The following is a 15,286-nucleotide window of genomic DNA, read 5'->3' as shown; positions in this document are numbered from 1 at the left end:
TTGCGCGCGGCGGCGGCTCACCGCAGGTAGCGCAGCATGAGCATGTCGTCGGCGGTAAGGACGTGCGCGAGCCGCATCCGCCGGGCGGCCGGGGCGCCGCCCGTGGTGATGCGCCCCGCGCCGCCGCCCTCGAGCACGGGACTGAGCGTCAGGCACAGCTCGTCGACGGCGTCCGCCTCGACCAGGGTGCCGAACAGGTGCGGGCCGCCCTCGCACAGCACCTGGCGCAGCCCACGGCGCACCAGCGCGGCCACCATCGCGCGGGGGTCGACCGCGCGCTCCCCGCACAGCACGACGTCCGCGACCGTCCCGAGCTCCTCGCGCCGGGCCGCTGGTGACGCGCCGTGGGTCAGGACTACCGGCCGCACCGGGGCGTCCGCGAGCATCGGGTCGTCGGCGCGCAGCTCGAGGCGGGAGGACACGACGGCGAGCGTGGGGTGCGCCGCAAGCCCGTGGGTCTGCCGCCAGGCGACGGCGACGTCCCCCAGGCGGAGCGCGCCATAGCCCTCCGCGCGCAGCGTGCCCGCCCCCACCATGACGACGTCGCTGAGCATGCGCAGCGTGTCGAAGACTTGCTTATCGTCGGCGTTGTTCAGCCCGCCGGAGAGGCCGTCATGGGTGGCGGCGCCGTCGAGGCTGGCGATCATGTTCACGCGCACGTGCGGCGCCAGGCGGTCGGCGACGGCGTAGCGGCGCACCAGCTCCTCCAGCGGCCACCGGGGCGCCAGGTTCGACAGGCGCTCCCGGGCCTCCTTGGTCGCCGGGCCCGGCGTGGTGAGCAGGGCGGTGCCCGTCGCGGCGCCCGGGGTGGTGAGCAGAGCGGTGTCCGTCATCGTCAGCTCGTCGGTCTGGGACATGGTTCCCTCCTGGGCACGATCCGCACGTCACACGTTGTGGCGGGCGTACGCGGGTTCGCGCAGGCCGAGCACCGCCTCGGCGAGGCGGACGGCGTCGACGGTCGGGCCAACCTCGTGGGCCCGCACGAGGCGGGCGCCCTGCTGCACGCACAGCGCGGCCGCGGCCAGCGAGCCCGCCAGCCGCTCCTCGCGGGGACGGCCCAGCGTCTCGCCGACGAAGTCCTTGTTGGACAGCGCCACGAGGGTCGGCATGCCGATCGCGGTGATCTCGTTCAGGCGGGCGGTGAGCGCCAGGGAGTGGCGGGTGTTCTTGTTGAGGTCGTGCCCGGGGTCGACGAAGATCCGGCCGGCGGGCACTCCGGCGTCGAGGGCAAGGGCCACGCGTGCGCGCAGGTGCCGGCCCACCTCGGCCACGACGTCGGTGTACCGCGGCGCGGGATGCCGCGCGTGCGGGGCGGCCAGGGAGTGGACGATGACCACGCTCGCCCCCGCTCGCGCCACCACCTGCGCCATCGCGGGATCACGCAACCCGCTCGTGTCGTTGATGACGGCGGCGCCCGCGTCGAGGCACCGCCGGGCCACCTCCGGGCGGGACGTGTCCACGGACACGACGACGTCGGAGCGGGCGCGCACGCCGGCGACGACCGGCAGCACCCGGTCGAGCTCCTCCTGGGCGGAGACCGCGGCGACGTCCGGCGAGAACGGCACCCCGCCGACGTCGACCCAGTCCGCCCCCTCCGCCGCCGCCGTCAGCGCCCGGTCGATGGCGGCGTCGAGCGCGTAGGTGCGGCCGCGGTCGTAGAAAGAGTCGGGCGTCCGGTTGACGATCGCCACGACGGCGACCTCACGGGAGAAGTCGAACGTCCGCCCGCCGATGGTGCGGCGTGGCTCGATGAGGTCCGGCAGGTAGGCGCGCGCGCCCGGGGCGGTGCCGGCGTCCGTGTCGGCGGATGGCGCGCGGCGGCCGGCGCCCGGTTCGTCGGCCAAGAGGACCGTCCCGCCGTCCCGGGCGCCCGCTCGCCCGACGCCGAGCGCCTTGCCGTCCCGCCTGCGCGGGCTCGGGTGCACGGCGTCGACGAGCGTCTCACCGCTCTGGACGGCCCGGCCGCCCGCCTCGGGCGGGCACGGCGCGGCGAGCTCCGGGAACCGCACCCGGCCGGTCATCACGCGACCCCCTCCGCCGCCACGGCGTCCGCCGGGACGAGCTCCGTGAGCGGGATGCTCGCGTCGGCGAGCCGGGCCTCGTCGACCGGCGCGGCCGAGCGCACGAGCCTCTCGATGTCCGGGCTGACGTCCCACACGTTGACGTTCATCCCCGCCACCACGCGCCCCTCGGCCACCCAGAACGCGATGAACTCCCGCGCGTCCCGGTCGCCGCGGTAGACCACGCGGGCGTCGCGGGCGAGGCTGAAGTAGCCGGTGTACTCCATCCCGAGGTCGTACTGGTCGGTGTAGAAGTAGGGCACGAGGTCGTCCACGACCGGCTGCCCCAGCATCGCCCGCGCCGCGAGCGGGCCGGTGTTCAGGGCGTTCGCCCAGTGCTCGACGCGCAGCTGGCGCCCCAACGCCGGGTGGAACGCGCTCGCGACGTCGCCGGCCGCGTAGACGTCCGGGTGCCCGGTGCGCAGGTGCTCGTCGACCACGACGCCGTTGTCCACCGTCAGGCCGGCCACGCAGGCGAGCTCGTCGTTGGGGACGGCGCCGATCGCGACCACGACCACGTCGGCCGGGACGACCTCGCCGTCGCGCAGGACCACGCCGGTCACGGCGCCGAGGATGCCGCGGATCTCCCGCACGCTCGTCGACGTCCGCAGGTTGACGCCGTGCTCGCGGTGCAACGCCGCGAAGATCCCGCCGATCTCGTCGCCCAGCGCGGCGCTCAGCGGCACGGTCTCCTGGCCGAGCACGGTGACCGCGTTGCCGTAGGTCCGCGCCGCCGCCGCCACCTCGAGCCCGATCCAGCCGGACCCGACGATCACGACGCGGCGGCCGCCGTCGGCCAGGGCCGCGCGCAGCGCGTCGGACTCCTGCCGGGTGCGCAGGTAGTGCACGCCGGTCAGGGAGGCGCCGGAGCCGAGCCCGGTCAGGCGCCGCGACCGGGCGCCGGTGGCCAGGAGGAGCGCGTCGTAGCGCACGCGGCCGCCGCCGGTCAGGGCGGCGGTGTGGTCCCCGAGGTCCACCCGCGTAACGCTCGTGCCCAGCAGCAGCTCGACGTCGTGCTCGGCGTACCACCGCTCCGGGTGCACGAACCCCGCCTCACGCTCCGCCGTGCCGGCGAGGTATTCCTTGGACAGCGGGGGCCGGATGTAGGGACGCTCCGCCTCCTCCCCCGCGATGAGCACCTTCCCGGCGAAGCCCTCCTCGCGCAGCGTCTCGGCGGCGCGTGCCCCGGCGAGCCCGGCACCGGCGATGAGGAACGTGCGTGCCTCGGTCATGGCAGTCTCCTTGTTGCTGTCGTCAGGCCCGCGGGCCCTGCGGTCGTGCGCCCGTGAGCGCGAGGAACTCGGCGCGGGTGCGGGCGTCCTCGCGCAACGTCCCGTGCAGCGCGCTCGTGATCGTGCGAGACCCGGGCGCCCGGGCTCCGCGCAGCGCCATGCACATGTGCTCCGCCTCGAGCACGACGCCGACGCCGCGCGGCTCGAGCCGCTCCTGCAGGAGGTCGGCCACCTGCTGGGTGAGGCGCTCCTGCACCTGCAGGTCCCGGGCGAAGTGCTCGAGGACCCGGGCCAGCTTGGACAGCCCCACGAGCCGCTCCTCCGGCAGGTAGGCGATGTGCGCGACGCCGTGGAACGGCAGGAGGTGGTGCTCGCAGAGGGAGTGGAACGGCACGTCCCGCACCAGGACGAGCTCGTCATAGCCCTCCTCGTTCGGGAACGTCGTCAGGGAGAGGGCGTGGGGCGTGAGCATCTCGATGAACGCGTCGGCCACCCGGCGCGGCGTCTCGGCCAGGTGCGGGCCGGCCGTGTCGCGTCCCAGCGCGGTGAGGAGCCGGGCGACGGCGTCCATCGCGCCCGCGCGGTCCAGGCTCACCGGCGCGGGCGCCACCTGGGGTGCCGCGTGCGCGCCGAGCGGTGTGGGGCCGTGCGGTGCAGGGTAGTGCGGTGTGGCACCAGGCGGCTCGCTGCGGAGTGAGTTCACTCCGTCCTCGCGCCGCCGCACGCCGTCCGTGTGCTCGCCGGTGAGCGCTCCGGGGGCAGAACTGTCGGTGAGCGCTCCGGGGGCAGAACTGTCGGTGAGCGCTCCGGCTGCGGGGGCGTCCTTGAGTGCCGTGGTAGTCACGTCGTACCTCCTCGTACCGATGACCTCGACGCTAGAAGTCCCCGCCCACTTGGTCAACCAATGTTGTTTTTAGAAGCGTAGGCTTTCGCCATGACCGAGCGATCCAGGAGCGAGCGCGTCAGCGCCGTCTCCGCGCTGGACGACCCGACCCGGCGCGCCCTGTACGACCTCGTCTCCGCGCGCGGGCGGCCGACCAGCAGGGACGACGCCGCGGCGGCACTCGGGCTGAGCCGCAGCACGGCCGCCTTCCACCTCGACCGGCTGGCCGAGGTGGGCCTCCTCGCCGTCGAGTTCCGCCGGCTCTCCGGCCGGACGGGACCGGGCGCGGGGCGACCGTCCAAGCTCTACTCCAGGGCCGTCGCCGAGGTGGCCGTCTCGGTGCCCGAGCGCCGCTACGAGACGGCGGCAGAGCTCTTCGCGCGCGCGATCGAGCAGTCGGCGACGAGCGGACGGTCCGTCCGCGCCGAGCTTCGGCGCGTGGCGGCCGAGGCGGGGCGGGCGGCGGCGGCGAACGCCACGACGTTGGAGCAGGCGCTCGAGGAGGGCGGCTTCGAGCCGCGCGAGGACCCGGGCGGCGGCATCGTGATGGGCAACTGCCCGTTCCACCAGCTCGCCCAGCGCCACACCGAGCTCGTGTGCGAGCTCAACTACGAGCTCGTCTGCGGCGTCGCGTCGGGGGTCCACGACGAGCGGCACACGATCGTCTCCGACCCGCACGCCGGCCGGTGCTGCGTGCGCGCCATCGAGCGCCCGACCGGGCCAGCGGCAGCCGCCGCAGCGCCCTGACCACCAGCGATACGCCATACCGGTGGCGTCCCCGCACCCCTTCGGGTTCACTGGTGCGAGGTCGGGCGGACCGCCGCGCGACCGTTCTGCCGACGGCTCGACGACGAGGGAGCGTTCGATGCGCGCGATCTGGAAGGGGTCGATCACCTTCGGCCTGGTCAACGTCCCCATCAAGCTCTACAGCGCCACCGAGAGCCACGACGTCGAGCTGCACCAGGTTCACAACGCCGACGGCGGCCGCATCCGCTACCAGCGTCGGTGCGAGGTGTGCGACAAGGTCGTCAGCTACGAGGACATCGCCAAGGCCTACGACGACGGCGACCGCACGGTCGTCCTGACCGACGAGGACATCGAGTCGCTCCCCGTCGAGCGCTCGCGCGAGATCACGGTGCTCGAGTTCATCCCCTCGGACCAGCTCGACCCGATCATGATGCAGAAGACGTACTACCTCGCCCCGGACTCGAAGTCGGTGAAGTCCTACGTGCTGCTGCGTCGCACGCTGGAGGAGACCGACCGCACCGCGATCGTCAACTTCACGCTCCGCGAGAAGACCCGCCTGGGTGCCCTGCGGGTGCGCGACGACGTCCTGGTGCTCCAGTCGCTGCTGTGGAACGACGAGGTGCGGGAGGCGGACTTCCCGGAGCTGGACGAGCGGGTGCGGGTCAGCAGCAAGGAGCTGGAGATGTCGGCCGCGCTGGTCGCCAGCTACGAGTCCGACTTCGACCCGGAGTCCTTCACCGACGAGTACCAGGTCCAGCTGCGCCAGCTCATCGAGGCCAAGCTGGAGCAGGGCGACGCGCTCGACACCGGCGCAACCTTCGGCGAGCCCGAGGAGGAGGGCGGCGAGGTGCTCGACCTCATGGAGGCGTTGCGACGCTCGGTCGAGGAGTCCCGCAAGAGGAGCGGCGCCAAGGCCGCCGCCCGCACGGGTACGGACGACGCGGAGGCGGACGAGGAGTCGGACGAGGAGAAGCCCGCCCGCAAGACGCCGGCCCGGAAGGCGTCCACCCGGAAGTCTGCGGAGGGCAAGGCGTCGGACGGCAAGGCGGCGGCCGGGGAGGCACCGGCCCGCAAGACCGGGACCTCCACGCGCAAGACCGCGTCTGCGAGCGCAGACGCGGAGAAGAAGCCTGCGGCGCAGAAGACGACGAGCCGCACCACGACCGCCCGCAAGAAGGCTCCGGCGAAAAAGACGGCCTGACCTACGCCGTCGGGCGGCCAGGCTGAGCCACGCCGCGCGCCCTCACTTCATCAGTGCGCGCCGTCCGGCGCCGCGGCGCGCAGCTTCTCCAGCAACGGCCCGGCGGCGTTGTCGAGGAAGGCCTGCTGGCCCTCGTCCCCCACCTGCACCAGGGCGATGTCGGTGAAGCCGGCGTCCCAGAAGGTCGAGACCGCCTCGACGATGGCGTCGAGGTCGGGGCCGCAGGGGATTGATGAGGCGACGTCCTCCGGCCGGACGAACTGGCTGGCATCCGTGAACCCGCGGGTGGTGGGGAGGTCCGCGTTCACGCCCCAGCCGCCGCCGAACCAGCGGAAGGTCCGGTGCGCACGTTCGACGGCGGCGTCGACGTCGGGGTCCCAGCAGATGGGGAGCTGGCCGATCGAACGGGAGGCGCCCAGCCCGGCCTCGCCGCGCACCTTCGCCCACAGCTTGAGCGGCTCCGCCGTCGGCTGGGTGGAGACGAGATGGTCGGCCATCGTCGCGAACCGGTGGACGGACTGCTCGCCGGAGACCGCCACACCGATCTCCACGGGCCGCGCCGGCACGTCCCACAGCCGGGCGGAGTCGACGCGGAAGTGCTCCCCCTCGTAGGTGAGGTGCTCGCCGTCGAGCAGCTCGCGGATGATGTGAAGCGCCTCCTCGAGCATGTCGTGGCGCTCCCCCACGGCGGGCCAGCGCTCCCCGACGACGTGCTCGTTGAGGTTCTCCCCCGCCCCGAGGCCGAGGATGAACCGCTCGTCGGAGAGCACGGCGAGCGTCGCGGCCTTCTGGGCCACGACGGCCGGGTGGTAACGCATGGTCGGGCACGTCACGTACGTCATGAGCTCGACCCGCTCGGTGGCCTGCGCGACCGCGCCCAGCACCGTCCACGCGTAGGGCGAGTGCCCCATCGAGTCCAGCCACGGGAAGTAGTGGTCGGAGGAGACCTCGAAGTCGAAGCCCACGCGCTCGGCGCCGACGGCGTAGCGCACCAGCTCCTTCGGTCCGCTCTGCTCGGTCATGAGGGTGTACCCGAAGCGAGTCATGCGTCTCAGGCTCGCACCGGATCAGGTCCCGGGCACGCCGAGCCGGACCGCTGATCCACAGATGAGACCGTTCCCCTCACAACCCTTGCGCATTCGAACGCGCGTTCGATACGATATGGGCATCCGCAGCACCGCACAAAGGGGTGGTGAGATGAGCGTCTTGGACACGGTCACCGACCCGGGCATCGCGGCGTCGCTCGGCCTGTCCGACGTGTCCGAGACCCTGACGGCCCTGTGTGCGTTGGACCTGCAGGCTCTCCCCTCCCAGGGCCTGCTCGACGCGGTGGCCCAGCTGGAGATCATCACGCGCAAGGTCGAGGCCCTGACCGCCAAGGCGCTCGTCGCCGCCGAAGCCGACGGGCTGTGGGCGACCACCGGCGCCCGGTCCTTCGGTACCTGGTATCGCGGCACGAGCCACCGCCACGGCGCTAGCGCCCACCGGCAGGTCAAGGCCGGCCGTGCCCTGCGGGACCACCTGCCCCTCACGGCCGAGGCGCTGGCCGACGCGCAGGTCACCGGCGACCACGTCGCCGCCCTCGTCAAGCACGCGACCGACACTCCCGCCCGCCGGGCCCAGCTCACCGACCATGCGCTGGGTGAAGCATTCCTCCTCAGCCACGCCGTCGTGATGGACGCGGAAGCCTTCACCCACCTGGTGAAGCACTGGGCCACCCGCACCGACCCCTCGGCCGCGGACCGCGCCTGGAAGGACGAGGCCGTCCGTGAGGAGCTCGTCCTCGCCAAGACCACGGGCGGCTACCACGTCCAGGGCTGGCTCTCCCAGATCAACGGAGACCTGGTCGCCATGGCGATCGACGCCCGCGTCGGCGTCCCCGCCGCCGACGACCACCGCAGCGTCGGTCAGCGCCGCGCCGCCGGCCTGACGTCGCTGGCGCACCTCGTCCTGGACTCCGGCGTGCTCAAGCCAGGCGCCCGGATCCGGCCGCACGTCACCATCACCGCCGATATCGGCACCTTGCTTGCCACCGTCGCAGCCCAGGCCGGCGGCGCCGACGCACTCCCTCCCGGGAGCGGCGCCGTCCCCGGCGTCCTCGGCTGCGCCCGGCACCAGGGGGCGGAGTGCACGCTCGCCACGATCAACACCGCCCTGAACTACCGGTCGTTGACCGGCGTCGCCCCCGCTACCGCCGAGGACGGCACGCCCATCCCGTTCGGTCTCTTCGCCCGCCTCCTGTGCCAGTCACAGATCCACCGCGTCGTCTTCGGCGCGGACTCCGAGGTCCTCGACGCAGGCCGCGAAGAACGCCTCTTCACCGTCGCCCAGACCCGCGCCATCATCGCCCGGGACAAGACCTGTCAGTACCCGGGCTGTCACGCCCCACCCGGCGAGGGCGAGATCCACCACTCGGTCTGGTGGTACGCGCAGAACGGCACCACCGACCTGCTCAACGGCCTTCTGCTCTGCTGGTACCACCACGACGACGTGCACCTGCACAGCATCACCATCGAGCGCTATGCCCACCGATGGCGGTTCATCCGGCCCGACGGCCACCAGATCGGCGAGACGCTGGCCGCCTGACGTCTCACCTCACGACCCCCCACCGCTCGTGCACGGTGAGGGGTCGTGCGCGGCCAGGAGACTCCGGGCGACACCCCGGCGCCACGCGGGCGTCGCGCACCCGGCTCAGGCGACGGGGACCGCGGCCAAAGCGCCGCGGCGCGCGGCCGGCCGCGCGCCCACGCGGGCCGCGGCAGAGGCGGCGCGAGCCTGACCCGGGTCCTGGGGACGGCGCACGGGGGCCCGGTTGCCCACGGCCTGCTCGCTGACGAGCCCGCGTGCGCGGAGCTCCGGGACCACGCCGCGCAGGAGGGCCACCACATCCGCGGGCAGCGAGCCGGGCAGGACGACGAACCCGTCCGCCGCGCCGGCCCGCACCCAGGTCTGGATGACGTCGGCCACGTCACACGCCGTGCCGACCGCGCTGAGCGCACCGGTCCACGGCGCGTTCTCCCCGGCGATGTCGGCCACCAGCGCCGCGCGCTCCTCGGCGGCCTGACGGTCGGCCGACACGACCGTGTGCAGGTCGACGAGTACGCGGACATCCTGACGGCCGGCGGCGCGGGCCGAGGCCCGCACGGCGTAGCGCAGCTCGCGCGCCCACTCGAGGTCGTGCTCGCGGATGCGGACGACGTCGGCGAACTCGCCCGCCAGCTCGATCTCGGACTCCGTGCCCACCGGCACGACGACCTGCGGACGGGGCGCGCGCTGCGAGCCGGCCCGCGCCGACGGGAACGAGCGGCTCACGCCGGCGAGGGTGTTGGCGAGGGCGTCCGCGCTGCCGGCGTGCCCGGCGAGCTCCAGCCCGGCCCAGGTGCCACCGGCGCGGGTGACCTGCGCGAGCTCGCCGGCGACGAGGCCCAGGTCTGCGCCCTGGATCGGCACGGTGGCGACGAGGCCCGCCGCTCCCGCGTGGGGGCTGATCCGGCGGGCGGCGACGACCGGGTCGAGCCAGGCGTCCGTGCGCAGCGCGCGGTCGCTGCGCAGGCGGAACTGCTCACCGATGGAGACGAACGAGAGCCCGCCGTCGTGCGCCGCGCGAGTGTAGGACGCGAGCTTGGCGAGGTTGGCCTTCTCGACGGGAAGGTCGGCGGAAAAGCCGTCGGAGGACGGGTTGACGCCCAGCCCGGTCAGGTCCAGGCCGAGCGTGGCCTGGGCGGAGGAGGGGCCGGAGGAGCGAGAGGGAAGGCGGGAAACAGACATGGGTGCACACATCCAGGGGTGTCGTCGCGCATGGCGCTGCATGAAGGAAGGCTGACCGGCCAGTCCCTTGCCGTGGTGTGCCACTCACCCGGCGAGGGGGCTCTGGTCAGGGGTGACGCGTCAGCGCGAGGTGCGCCGGGGCGTCGCTGGGAATGTCGTCAGAGGGACATTCGCGAACGGCACATGCACATGCACATCGAGCGGCGAGGCGAGAAGACGTTCTGCCTGGGGCTCACGGGCGTGTTCATGGTCGTCCTGGTTTCCTTCGTGCTCATGCACCCTGGGGTGCCACTGCCTTGCCCTGCCTCGTGGCAGGGCCTGGTTGTCACCCGGGGCACCCCCCGCACGTGGGGGGTTGTCGACCAGCAAGCCGGGGCTTTGCGCGGATGCGCACTGGCACTCTGAACCTTTAGCCCGACGCTAGGGAAACTTCTTTCCCGTGTCAATTACCGCTCACCTGGTGTCATGCTCCCGGGCGGGCCCGCCGCGACCGCCGCGCCCCGGGCGCCGCCCGGCCGGGTCGGCGTTGGCCCGAGGACGGCGTCCGCCGCCGGCCGCCAGTCGCGCTCGCCGGTCGCCCGGATTCTCGCGATGTGAGAACGGGCTCGGATCTGGCGGCCGGCGTCTCCCGTGGCGAGACGGTGCCGGGCGGCGGCGCCGGGCCGTGAGAGCGGGACCTAGCGTCATGATCGGCCACTTCCTACAAGGCCCCCGAGCCGGAGGTTCGTCATGAGCACAACACCAACCGTCGTCGCCCTCTCCGGCAACCCACGTCCCGGCTCGCGCACCCGCGCGGTGGCCGAGCGGGTCGCCGCACGCGTGGCCGACGATCTGGACGCCGGTGAACCCGCGGTCATCGACCTCGCCGAGGTGGCAGAGGAGATCTTCTCCCCCGAGCACCCCCGCGCGGACGCGGCCAGCGCCACGGTGTCCGGCGCGAGAGTCCTCATCGTCGCCACCCCGACCTACAAGGCCACCTACACGGGCCTGCTGAAGTCCTTCCTCGACCTGTACGGCAACAACGGCCTCGCCGGCGTCGTCGCCGTCCCGCTTCAGGTCGCCGGCAACCCGGCCCACCTCCTTGCGGCCGAGGTCCACCTGCGCCCGCTCCTCGTCGAGCTCGGCGCCGAGGTCCCCACCCGGGCGCTGGTGCTGACCGAGGCCCAGCTTCCCGAGCTGGACGCCGTGATCGACGCCTGGCTCGAGGCCAACGGCGCGGCGCTCCGGGGCGCGGCGGCGCGCCGCGAGCGGAGCCTGGCATGAGCGTGGACCACAGCCTCGAGCTTCACCCCATCGTCGCGGGCGCGGGCGAGGTCGGCGAGGACGACTTCAAGGCGATCTTCCGTCACCACCCCGCCGGCGTCGCCGTCATCACCCTGCGCACGCCCCACGGACCGGTGGGTTTCACCGCGACGTCGGTCATCTCCGTCTCGGCCGCCCCGCCCATGCTCGCGTTCTCCCTCGCCGCCACGTCCTCCTCGCGCCGCGCGCTCGAGGAGAACGACACGGTTGTGGTCAACCTCCTCGCGGCCGAGCAGCACGACGTCGCGACCCGGTTCGCCGCGCGCGGCGTGGACCGGTTCGCCGGCGTCGACTGGTGCCCCCTGCCCGCCGGCGAGCCCGTGCTCGGCGGAACCACGGCCTGGGTCCGCGGGCGGATCGAGCAGCGGGTACCCGTGGGTGACAGCCTCCTGATCACGGTCCACGCGCTGCTCGCGGAGCACAGCCGCAGCGAGAACCCGCTGGTGTACAAGGGCCGCACCTACCACCACCTGGGCACGCACAGTCGGCTCGCCTGACCGCCGGTCGCGCGTCGACGCAGGCCGGGACGGACCTCAGCGCCGGCGGGGACGCACCTGGGCGAGGTCGTCGCGGTGCACGACGGCGCGCGGGTGCGCGTCCGAGCCGTCGTCGCGCAACTGGACCGAGGACTTGCCCATCATCTCCGGGATCTCGGCCGACCCGTACGCGGTGAGCCCACGGGCGACGAGGCCGTCGGGGCCGACCAGCTCCACGGCGTCGCCCGCCTCGAACTCGCCGTCCACCCCGACGATCCCGGCCGCCAGCAGCGAGCGCTTCCCGTCGGTCACGGCCCGGGCCGCGCCGGCGTCGAGGTGGAGCCGGCCGCGGACCTGTGCGGCGTGGGCGAGCCAGAGCCGGCGGGCCGACTTGCGCCGTCCCGTCACGGCGAACCACGTGCCGACCTCCTCGCCGGCCAGCGCGGGCTCGACGTTGCCGGCCGAGGTGAGCACCACCGGGATCCCGGAGCCGGTGGCGATCGACGCGGCGTCGAGCTTGGTCACCATGCCGCCGGTCCCGATGTCGCTGCCGCGGCCGGTGACCTCGACGCCGGCGAGGTCCGCCGGGGAGGTGACGGACCGGATCAGCCGGGTCCCGGGCCGGGAGGGCGGCCCGTCGTAGAGCCCGTCGACGTCGGTGAGCAGCACCAGGGCGTCGGCGCGGACCAGGTGGGAGACCAGCGCGGCGAGGCGGTCGTTGTCGCCGAAGCGGATCTCGTCCGTGGCCACCGTGTCGTTCTCGTTGACGATGGGCACGACGCCGAGGGTCAGCAGCCGCTCCAGCGCGCGCTGCGCGTTGGCGTAGTTGGTGCGCCGGATCAGGTCCTCGGCGGTGAGCAGCACCTGGCCGACCCGCTGGCCGTGGCGCGCGAAGGCCTCCGTGTAGCGCGCGACCAGCAGGCCCTGCCCGACGCTCGCCGTCGCCTGCGCCGTCGCCAGGTCCTTCGGCTTCCCGGGAAGGCCCAGCGGGGTGATGCCCGCGGCGATGGCGCCCGAGGAGACGAGGACCACCTGCTGGCCCTGCGCGCGGCGGGCCGCGATCACGGACACGAGGTGCCGCAGCGAGGGCAGGTCGAGGCTGCCGTCGGGCGTCGTGAGGGAGGACGAGCCGATCTTGACGACGATGCGCGGGGCCGTCGCGACCCCGGACCGGTGGGCCAGCGGGAGGTTCACGCGGGCCATCATCCCGCACGACGCCACGACGTCGGAGCCGCGTCCATCGCGGCACGAGGCGGTGCGTGCGGGTCAGGCCGGAAGGATCAGGCCGTAGCGCTCGACGAGCGCCGGGACCGACGTCAGATCCATCCGCACCCCGAACCGCCCGGCCAGGGCCACGAGGCGGTCAGCGGCGGGCGGCCCGTCGGCGACGACCTCGCCCAGCTCGCGGAAGTACGCCGCGAACGCGCCCGGCACGATGATCTCGAGCAGTCGCGCGGGCCGCTCCGTCGGGTTCCAGAAGGCGTGCGGGACGCCGCGCGGCTTGGCCACGACGTCGCCAGGGCCGGCCTCGATGACCTCGTCGCCGACCTGGATCCCTACCAGCCCCTCCTCGACGAGCGTGTACTCGTCCTCGCGGGTGTGGGTGTGCATCGGCGCCCCGAGCGCGCGCGGTGCCAGCGGGTGCTGGACGACGGCCAGCCGCCCGTCGGTGACGGCGCCGGGCAGCATCTCGACCGCGCCGAGGGCCCCCTCGAGCAGCACGGCGTGCTCGCCGGCGGGGACGAGGCCGGCGAACGGGGTCGTGGTCATGTCGGCCCTCCAGCTCCGGCGCGTGGGTGCTCCCGATCATCCTCCCCGCCCAGGGCGCCCGGTAGGGGCCAGCGCCCTCATGCACGCCCGCCCACCAGGTCGGCCGCGCCGCCCCTACCGCGCCAGGCCTGCCCCACCGCGCCTGCCGCCTTCCACTCCTTACTCACCGCGCCTGCCCCACCACGCCTGCCGCGCGTCCGCGACCCTTGTCCCGGCCACGACCCCAGTGGAGAATGCCAGGCACCGGTCCGGCGTCCCAGGGCGCCGCGCCGCCGAAGCCGACGGCACGACGTCACGCTCGGCCGTGAACGGTGGTTTCCTCCATGACGCGGACCGGTCCGAGGACGGGCCGCTCGAACCGTCCGCGCCGGCTCATCCACGGTGGCCCGGACAGGTGGTGGACGAGATGGACGACCGCAGGACGACCGTTCCCGGCGCCCTCGACGAGCTGCGCGACGTCGCAGGCACGGTCGTGCGCGACGGCGACCCGGACTACGACGAGGCGCGCCGCGTGTGGAACGGGTTGATCGACAAGCGGCCCGCCGCCGTCGTGCGGGCCGGCGCCCCGGAGGATGTTGCCCCCGCGATCGCGTATGCGCGCCGGCACGACCTCCCGCTGGCCGTGCGCGGCGGCGGCCACGGCGTCGCCGGCAACGGCACCGTGGACGGCGGTGTCGTCATCGACCTCGCTGGTCTTCGCACCGTGGAGGTGGATCCCGAGGCCCGGACGGTGCGCGTCGGCGGCGGCGCGACCTGGGGCGACGTCGACCGCGCCACCGTGCCGTTCGAGCTTGCCGTCCCGGGCGGCGTCGTCTCCACGACGGGCGTGGGCGGGCTGACGCTCGGCGGCGGGGTGGGTTGGCTGACCCGGCCGTTCGGCCTGAGCATCGACAGCCTGCTCGGCGCCGACGTCGTCACCGCGGACGGGCGGCTGGTGCACGTCAACGAGGCGGAGCACCCGGACCTGTACTGGGGCCTTCGCGGGGGTGGCGGGAACTTCGGCGTCGTCACGTCCTTCACGTTCCGCGCCCACCCGCTGCCCGCCACGGTCTACGCGGGCAACCTCATCTACGCTCGGCCGCACTGGGAGGATGCGCTTCGCGCGTGGGATACGTGGACCCGCGAGATCCCCGACGAGATGCAGTCCATCTTCTCGTTCATCTATCCGCCGCCGGACGCAGGGTTCGGGGAGGACCCTTTCTACCTGCTCGCGTTCGCGTGGGCGTCCCCGGACCAGGACGAGGGCGCGCGGCTCGTGGAGCCCCTGCGCCGGGCCGCGCCGCCGGACATGGAGGAGGTCGGGCCGACGCCGTGGGTCCAGTGGCAGTCCGCGTTCGACCCGTTGATCCCCCGGGGCACCCGCTGCTACATGAAGAACGTCGCCTTCGATCGGCTCGACGCGGAGGTGGCCGGCGTGCTCGTCCGCCGTACCGCGGCGCAGACCCTGCCCGTGGCGGCGTTCGACATCCACCACATGGGCGGCGCTGCCGCGAGGGTGCCGGCCGGGTCCACGCCGTTCCCGGCGCGTTCCTCGCGGTTCCTGACGAACATGTACGCGTTCTGGTTTGGGCCCGAGCACGACGAGCAGCAGATTGCCTACACCCGCGCGCTCGCCGCCGACATGGCCCCGTTCGCGACCGTCGGCAGCTACGTCAACTTCGTCGGCCAGGACCGCGTCGAGGACTGGCGTGCGCAGTCGCTCGCGGCGTACGGCCAGGCCACGCTCGACCGGCTGGTCGAGGTCAAGCGCGCGTGGGACCCGGAGAACGTCTTCCGGCTCAACCACAACATCCCGCCGGGCTGAGCGGCGGCGGATCGAGGCCGAAAGCGACGCGGGCCGCCGGCGC

General features: G+C 73.7%; 14 protein-coding genes and 1 riboswitch. Of the genes, 6 read left to right on the top strand and 8 right to left on the bottom strand.

The features are described from left to right. Positions 1–17: 17 nt before the first annotated feature. The 4 genes from EJK16_RS16965 to folE are packed head-to-tail and all read right to left on the bottom strand — an operon-like array spanning position 18 to position 4,136. A complete protein-coding gene (locus EJK16_RS16965) occupies positions 18–857 on the bottom strand; it encodes a pyrimidine reductase family protein (RefSeq protein ID WP_240646128.1) in 840 nt (279 codons plus the stop codon). Between the two features lie 27 nt (positions 858–884). After that, positions 885–2,021, bottom strand: a complete 1,137-nt coding sequence (gene folP / locus EJK16_RS16960; protein ID WP_127131649.1) for a dihydropteroate synthase — start codon at positions 2,019–2,021, stop codon at positions 885–887. Beyond that, positions 2,021–3,292 (bottom strand): NAD(P)/FAD-dependent oxidoreductase, encoded by a 1,272-nt coding sequence (locus tag EJK16_RS16955; RefSeq protein WP_127131461.1) that lies wholly within the window; start codon positions 3,290–3,292, stop codon positions 2,021–2,023. The genes folP and EJK16_RS16955 overlap by 1 nt, the downstream gene beginning before the upstream one ends. A gap of 22 nt (positions 3,293–3,314) precedes the next feature. Beyond that, positions 3,315–4,136, bottom strand: coding sequence for a GTP cyclohydrolase I FolE (gene folE / locus EJK16_RS16950; RefSeq protein WP_370276081.1), 822 nt, complete (start codon positions 4,134–4,136; stop codon positions 3,315–3,317). Positions 4,137–4,226: 90 nt separating this feature from the next. Here folE and EJK16_RS16945 point away from each other — a divergent pair, with 90 nt between their 5' ends. Both EJK16_RS16945 and EJK16_RS16940 read left to right on the top strand, forming a co-directional pair. Continuing rightward, complete coding sequence (locus tag EJK16_RS16945) at positions 4,227–4,922, top strand: metalloregulator ArsR/SmtB family transcription factor (RefSeq protein WP_127131459.1); 696 nt, start codon at positions 4,227–4,229, stop codon at positions 4,920–4,922. A gap of 118 nt (positions 4,923–5,040) precedes the next feature. Next, positions 5,041–6,123, top strand: coding sequence for a Ku protein (locus EJK16_RS16940; protein WP_127131457.1), 1,083 nt, complete (start codon positions 5,041–5,043; stop codon positions 6,121–6,123). Between the two features lie 50 nt (positions 6,124–6,173). Here EJK16_RS16940 and EJK16_RS16935 read toward each other — a convergent pair whose 3' ends face one another. Then, the gene (locus tag EJK16_RS16935; protein ID WP_127131455.1) at positions 6,174–7,169 is read right to left on the bottom strand and encodes a TIGR03557 family F420-dependent LLM class oxidoreductase; all 996 of its coding nucleotides are present in this window, start codon (positions 7,167–7,169) and stop codon (positions 6,174–6,176) included. Positions 7,170–7,320: 151 nt separating this feature from the next. Between EJK16_RS16935 and EJK16_RS16930 the strand changes: the two genes are divergently transcribed. Beyond that, on the top strand, positions 7,321–8,709 hold the full coding sequence (locus EJK16_RS16930; protein ID WP_164737391.1) for an HNH endonuclease signature motif containing protein: 1,389 nt from the start codon (positions 7,321–7,323) through the stop codon (positions 8,707–8,709). A gap of 105 nt (positions 8,710–8,814) precedes the next feature. On the opposite strand, the gene EJK16_RS16925 is transcribed toward EJK16_RS16930, so the two are convergent. Next, positions 8,815–9,891 carry a hypothetical protein gene (locus EJK16_RS16925; RefSeq protein ID WP_127131451.1) on the bottom strand — a complete coding sequence of 359 codons (1,077 nt, stop codon included), beginning with the start codon at positions 9,889–9,891 and terminating at the stop codon, positions 8,815–8,817. A gap of 287 nt (positions 9,892–10,178) precedes the next feature. After that, a riboswitch (SAM riboswitch) is annotated at positions 10,179–10,299 on the bottom strand. Between the two features lie 321 nt (positions 10,300–10,620). On the opposite strand from EJK16_RS16925, the gene EJK16_RS16920 reads away from it, so the two are divergent. Further along, the gene (locus tag EJK16_RS16920; RefSeq protein ID WP_127131449.1) at positions 10,621–11,154 is read left to right on the top strand and encodes an NADPH-dependent FMN reductase; all 534 of its coding nucleotides are present in this window, start codon (positions 10,621–10,623) and stop codon (positions 11,152–11,154) included. Then, a complete protein-coding gene (locus EJK16_RS16915; protein ID WP_127131447.1) occupies positions 11,151–11,690 on the top strand; it encodes a flavin reductase family protein in 540 nt (179 codons plus the stop codon). The genes EJK16_RS16920 and EJK16_RS16915 overlap by 4 nt, the downstream gene beginning before the upstream one ends. A gap of 36 nt (positions 11,691–11,726) precedes the next feature. On the opposite strand, the gene proB is transcribed toward EJK16_RS16915, so the two are convergent. Both proB and EJK16_RS16905 read right to left on the bottom strand, forming a co-directional pair. After that, on the bottom strand, positions 11,727–12,872 hold the full coding sequence (gene proB / locus EJK16_RS16910) for a glutamate 5-kinase (RefSeq protein ID WP_127131645.1): 1,146 nt from the start codon (positions 12,870–12,872) through the stop codon (positions 11,727–11,729). A gap of 63 nt (positions 12,873–12,935) precedes the next feature. Beyond that, entirely contained in the window at positions 12,936–13,439 is a 504-nt protein-coding gene (locus EJK16_RS16905) for a cupin domain-containing protein (RefSeq protein ID WP_127131445.1), read from the bottom strand. 406 nt (positions 13,440–13,845) lie between these two features. Here EJK16_RS16905 and EJK16_RS16900 point away from each other — a divergent pair, with 406 nt between their 5' ends. Continuing rightward, on the top strand, positions 13,846–15,243 hold the full coding sequence (locus EJK16_RS16900) for an FAD-binding oxidoreductase (protein ID WP_127131443.1): 1,398 nt from the start codon (positions 13,846–13,848) through the stop codon (positions 15,241–15,243). Positions 15,244–15,286 lie beyond the last annotated feature (43 nt).

The sequence above is a fragment of the Georgenia sp. SYP-B2076 genome (assembly GCF_003991205.1).
In the GTDB taxonomy this organism is placed as follows: Bacteria; Actinomycetota; Actinomycetes; order Actinomycetales; family Actinomycetaceae; genus Georgenia.
The sequence above is the reverse complement of the archived record's forward strand: the minus strand, read 5'-3'. Positions and strand labels throughout refer to the sequence as shown.

What these genes read in the sequence shown, in the direction of transcription:
- EJK16_RS16900 (WP_127131443.1), top strand. Translation starts at nt 13,846, where the DNA reads ATGGACGACCGCAGGACGACCGTTCCCGGCGCCCTCGACGAGCTGCGC.
- EJK16_RS16945 (WP_127131459.1), top strand. Translation starts at nt 4,227, where the DNA reads ATGACCGAGCGATCCAGGAGCGAGCGCGTCAGCGCCGTCTCCGCGCTG.
- EJK16_RS16965 (WP_240646128.1), bottom strand. Translation starts at nt 857, where the DNA reads ATGTCCCAGACCGACGAGCTGACGATGACGGACACCGCTCTGCTCACC.
- EJK16_RS16905 (WP_127131445.1), bottom strand. Translation starts at nt 13,439, where the DNA reads ATGACCACGACCCCGTTCGCCGGCCTCGTCCCCGCCGGCGAGCACGCC.
- EJK16_RS16930 (WP_164737391.1), top strand. Translation starts at nt 7,321, where the DNA reads ATGAGCGTCTTGGACACGGTCACCGACCCGGGCATCGCGGCGTCGCTC.
- EJK16_RS16940 (WP_127131457.1), top strand. Translation starts at nt 5,041, where the DNA reads ATGCGCGCGATCTGGAAGGGGTCGATCACCTTCGGCCTGGTCAACGTC.
- EJK16_RS16925 (WP_127131451.1), bottom strand. Translation starts at nt 9,891, where the DNA reads ATGTCTGTTTCCCGCCTTCCCTCTCGCTCCTCCGGCCCCTCCTCCGCC.
- EJK16_RS16955 (WP_127131461.1), bottom strand. Translation starts at nt 3,292, where the DNA reads ATGACCGAGGCACGCACGTTCCTCATCGCCGGTGCCGGGCTCGCCGGG.
- EJK16_RS16915 (WP_127131447.1), top strand. Translation starts at nt 11,151, where the DNA reads ATGAGCGTGGACCACAGCCTCGAGCTTCACCCCATCGTCGCGGGCGCG.
- proB (WP_127131645.1), bottom strand. Translation starts at nt 12,872, where the DNA reads ATGGCCCGCGTGAACCTCCCGCTGGCCCACCGGTCCGGGGTCGCGACG.
- EJK16_RS16920 (WP_127131449.1), top strand. Translation starts at nt 10,621, where the DNA reads ATGAGCACAACACCAACCGTCGTCGCCCTCTCCGGCAACCCACGTCCC.
- EJK16_RS16935 (WP_127131455.1), bottom strand. Translation starts at nt 7,169, where the DNA reads ATGACTCGCTTCGGGTACACCCTCATGACCGAGCAGAGCGGACCGAAG.
- folP (WP_127131649.1), bottom strand. Translation starts at nt 2,021, where the DNA reads ATGACCGGCCGGGTGCGGTTCCCGGAGCTCGCCGCGCCGTGCCCGCCC.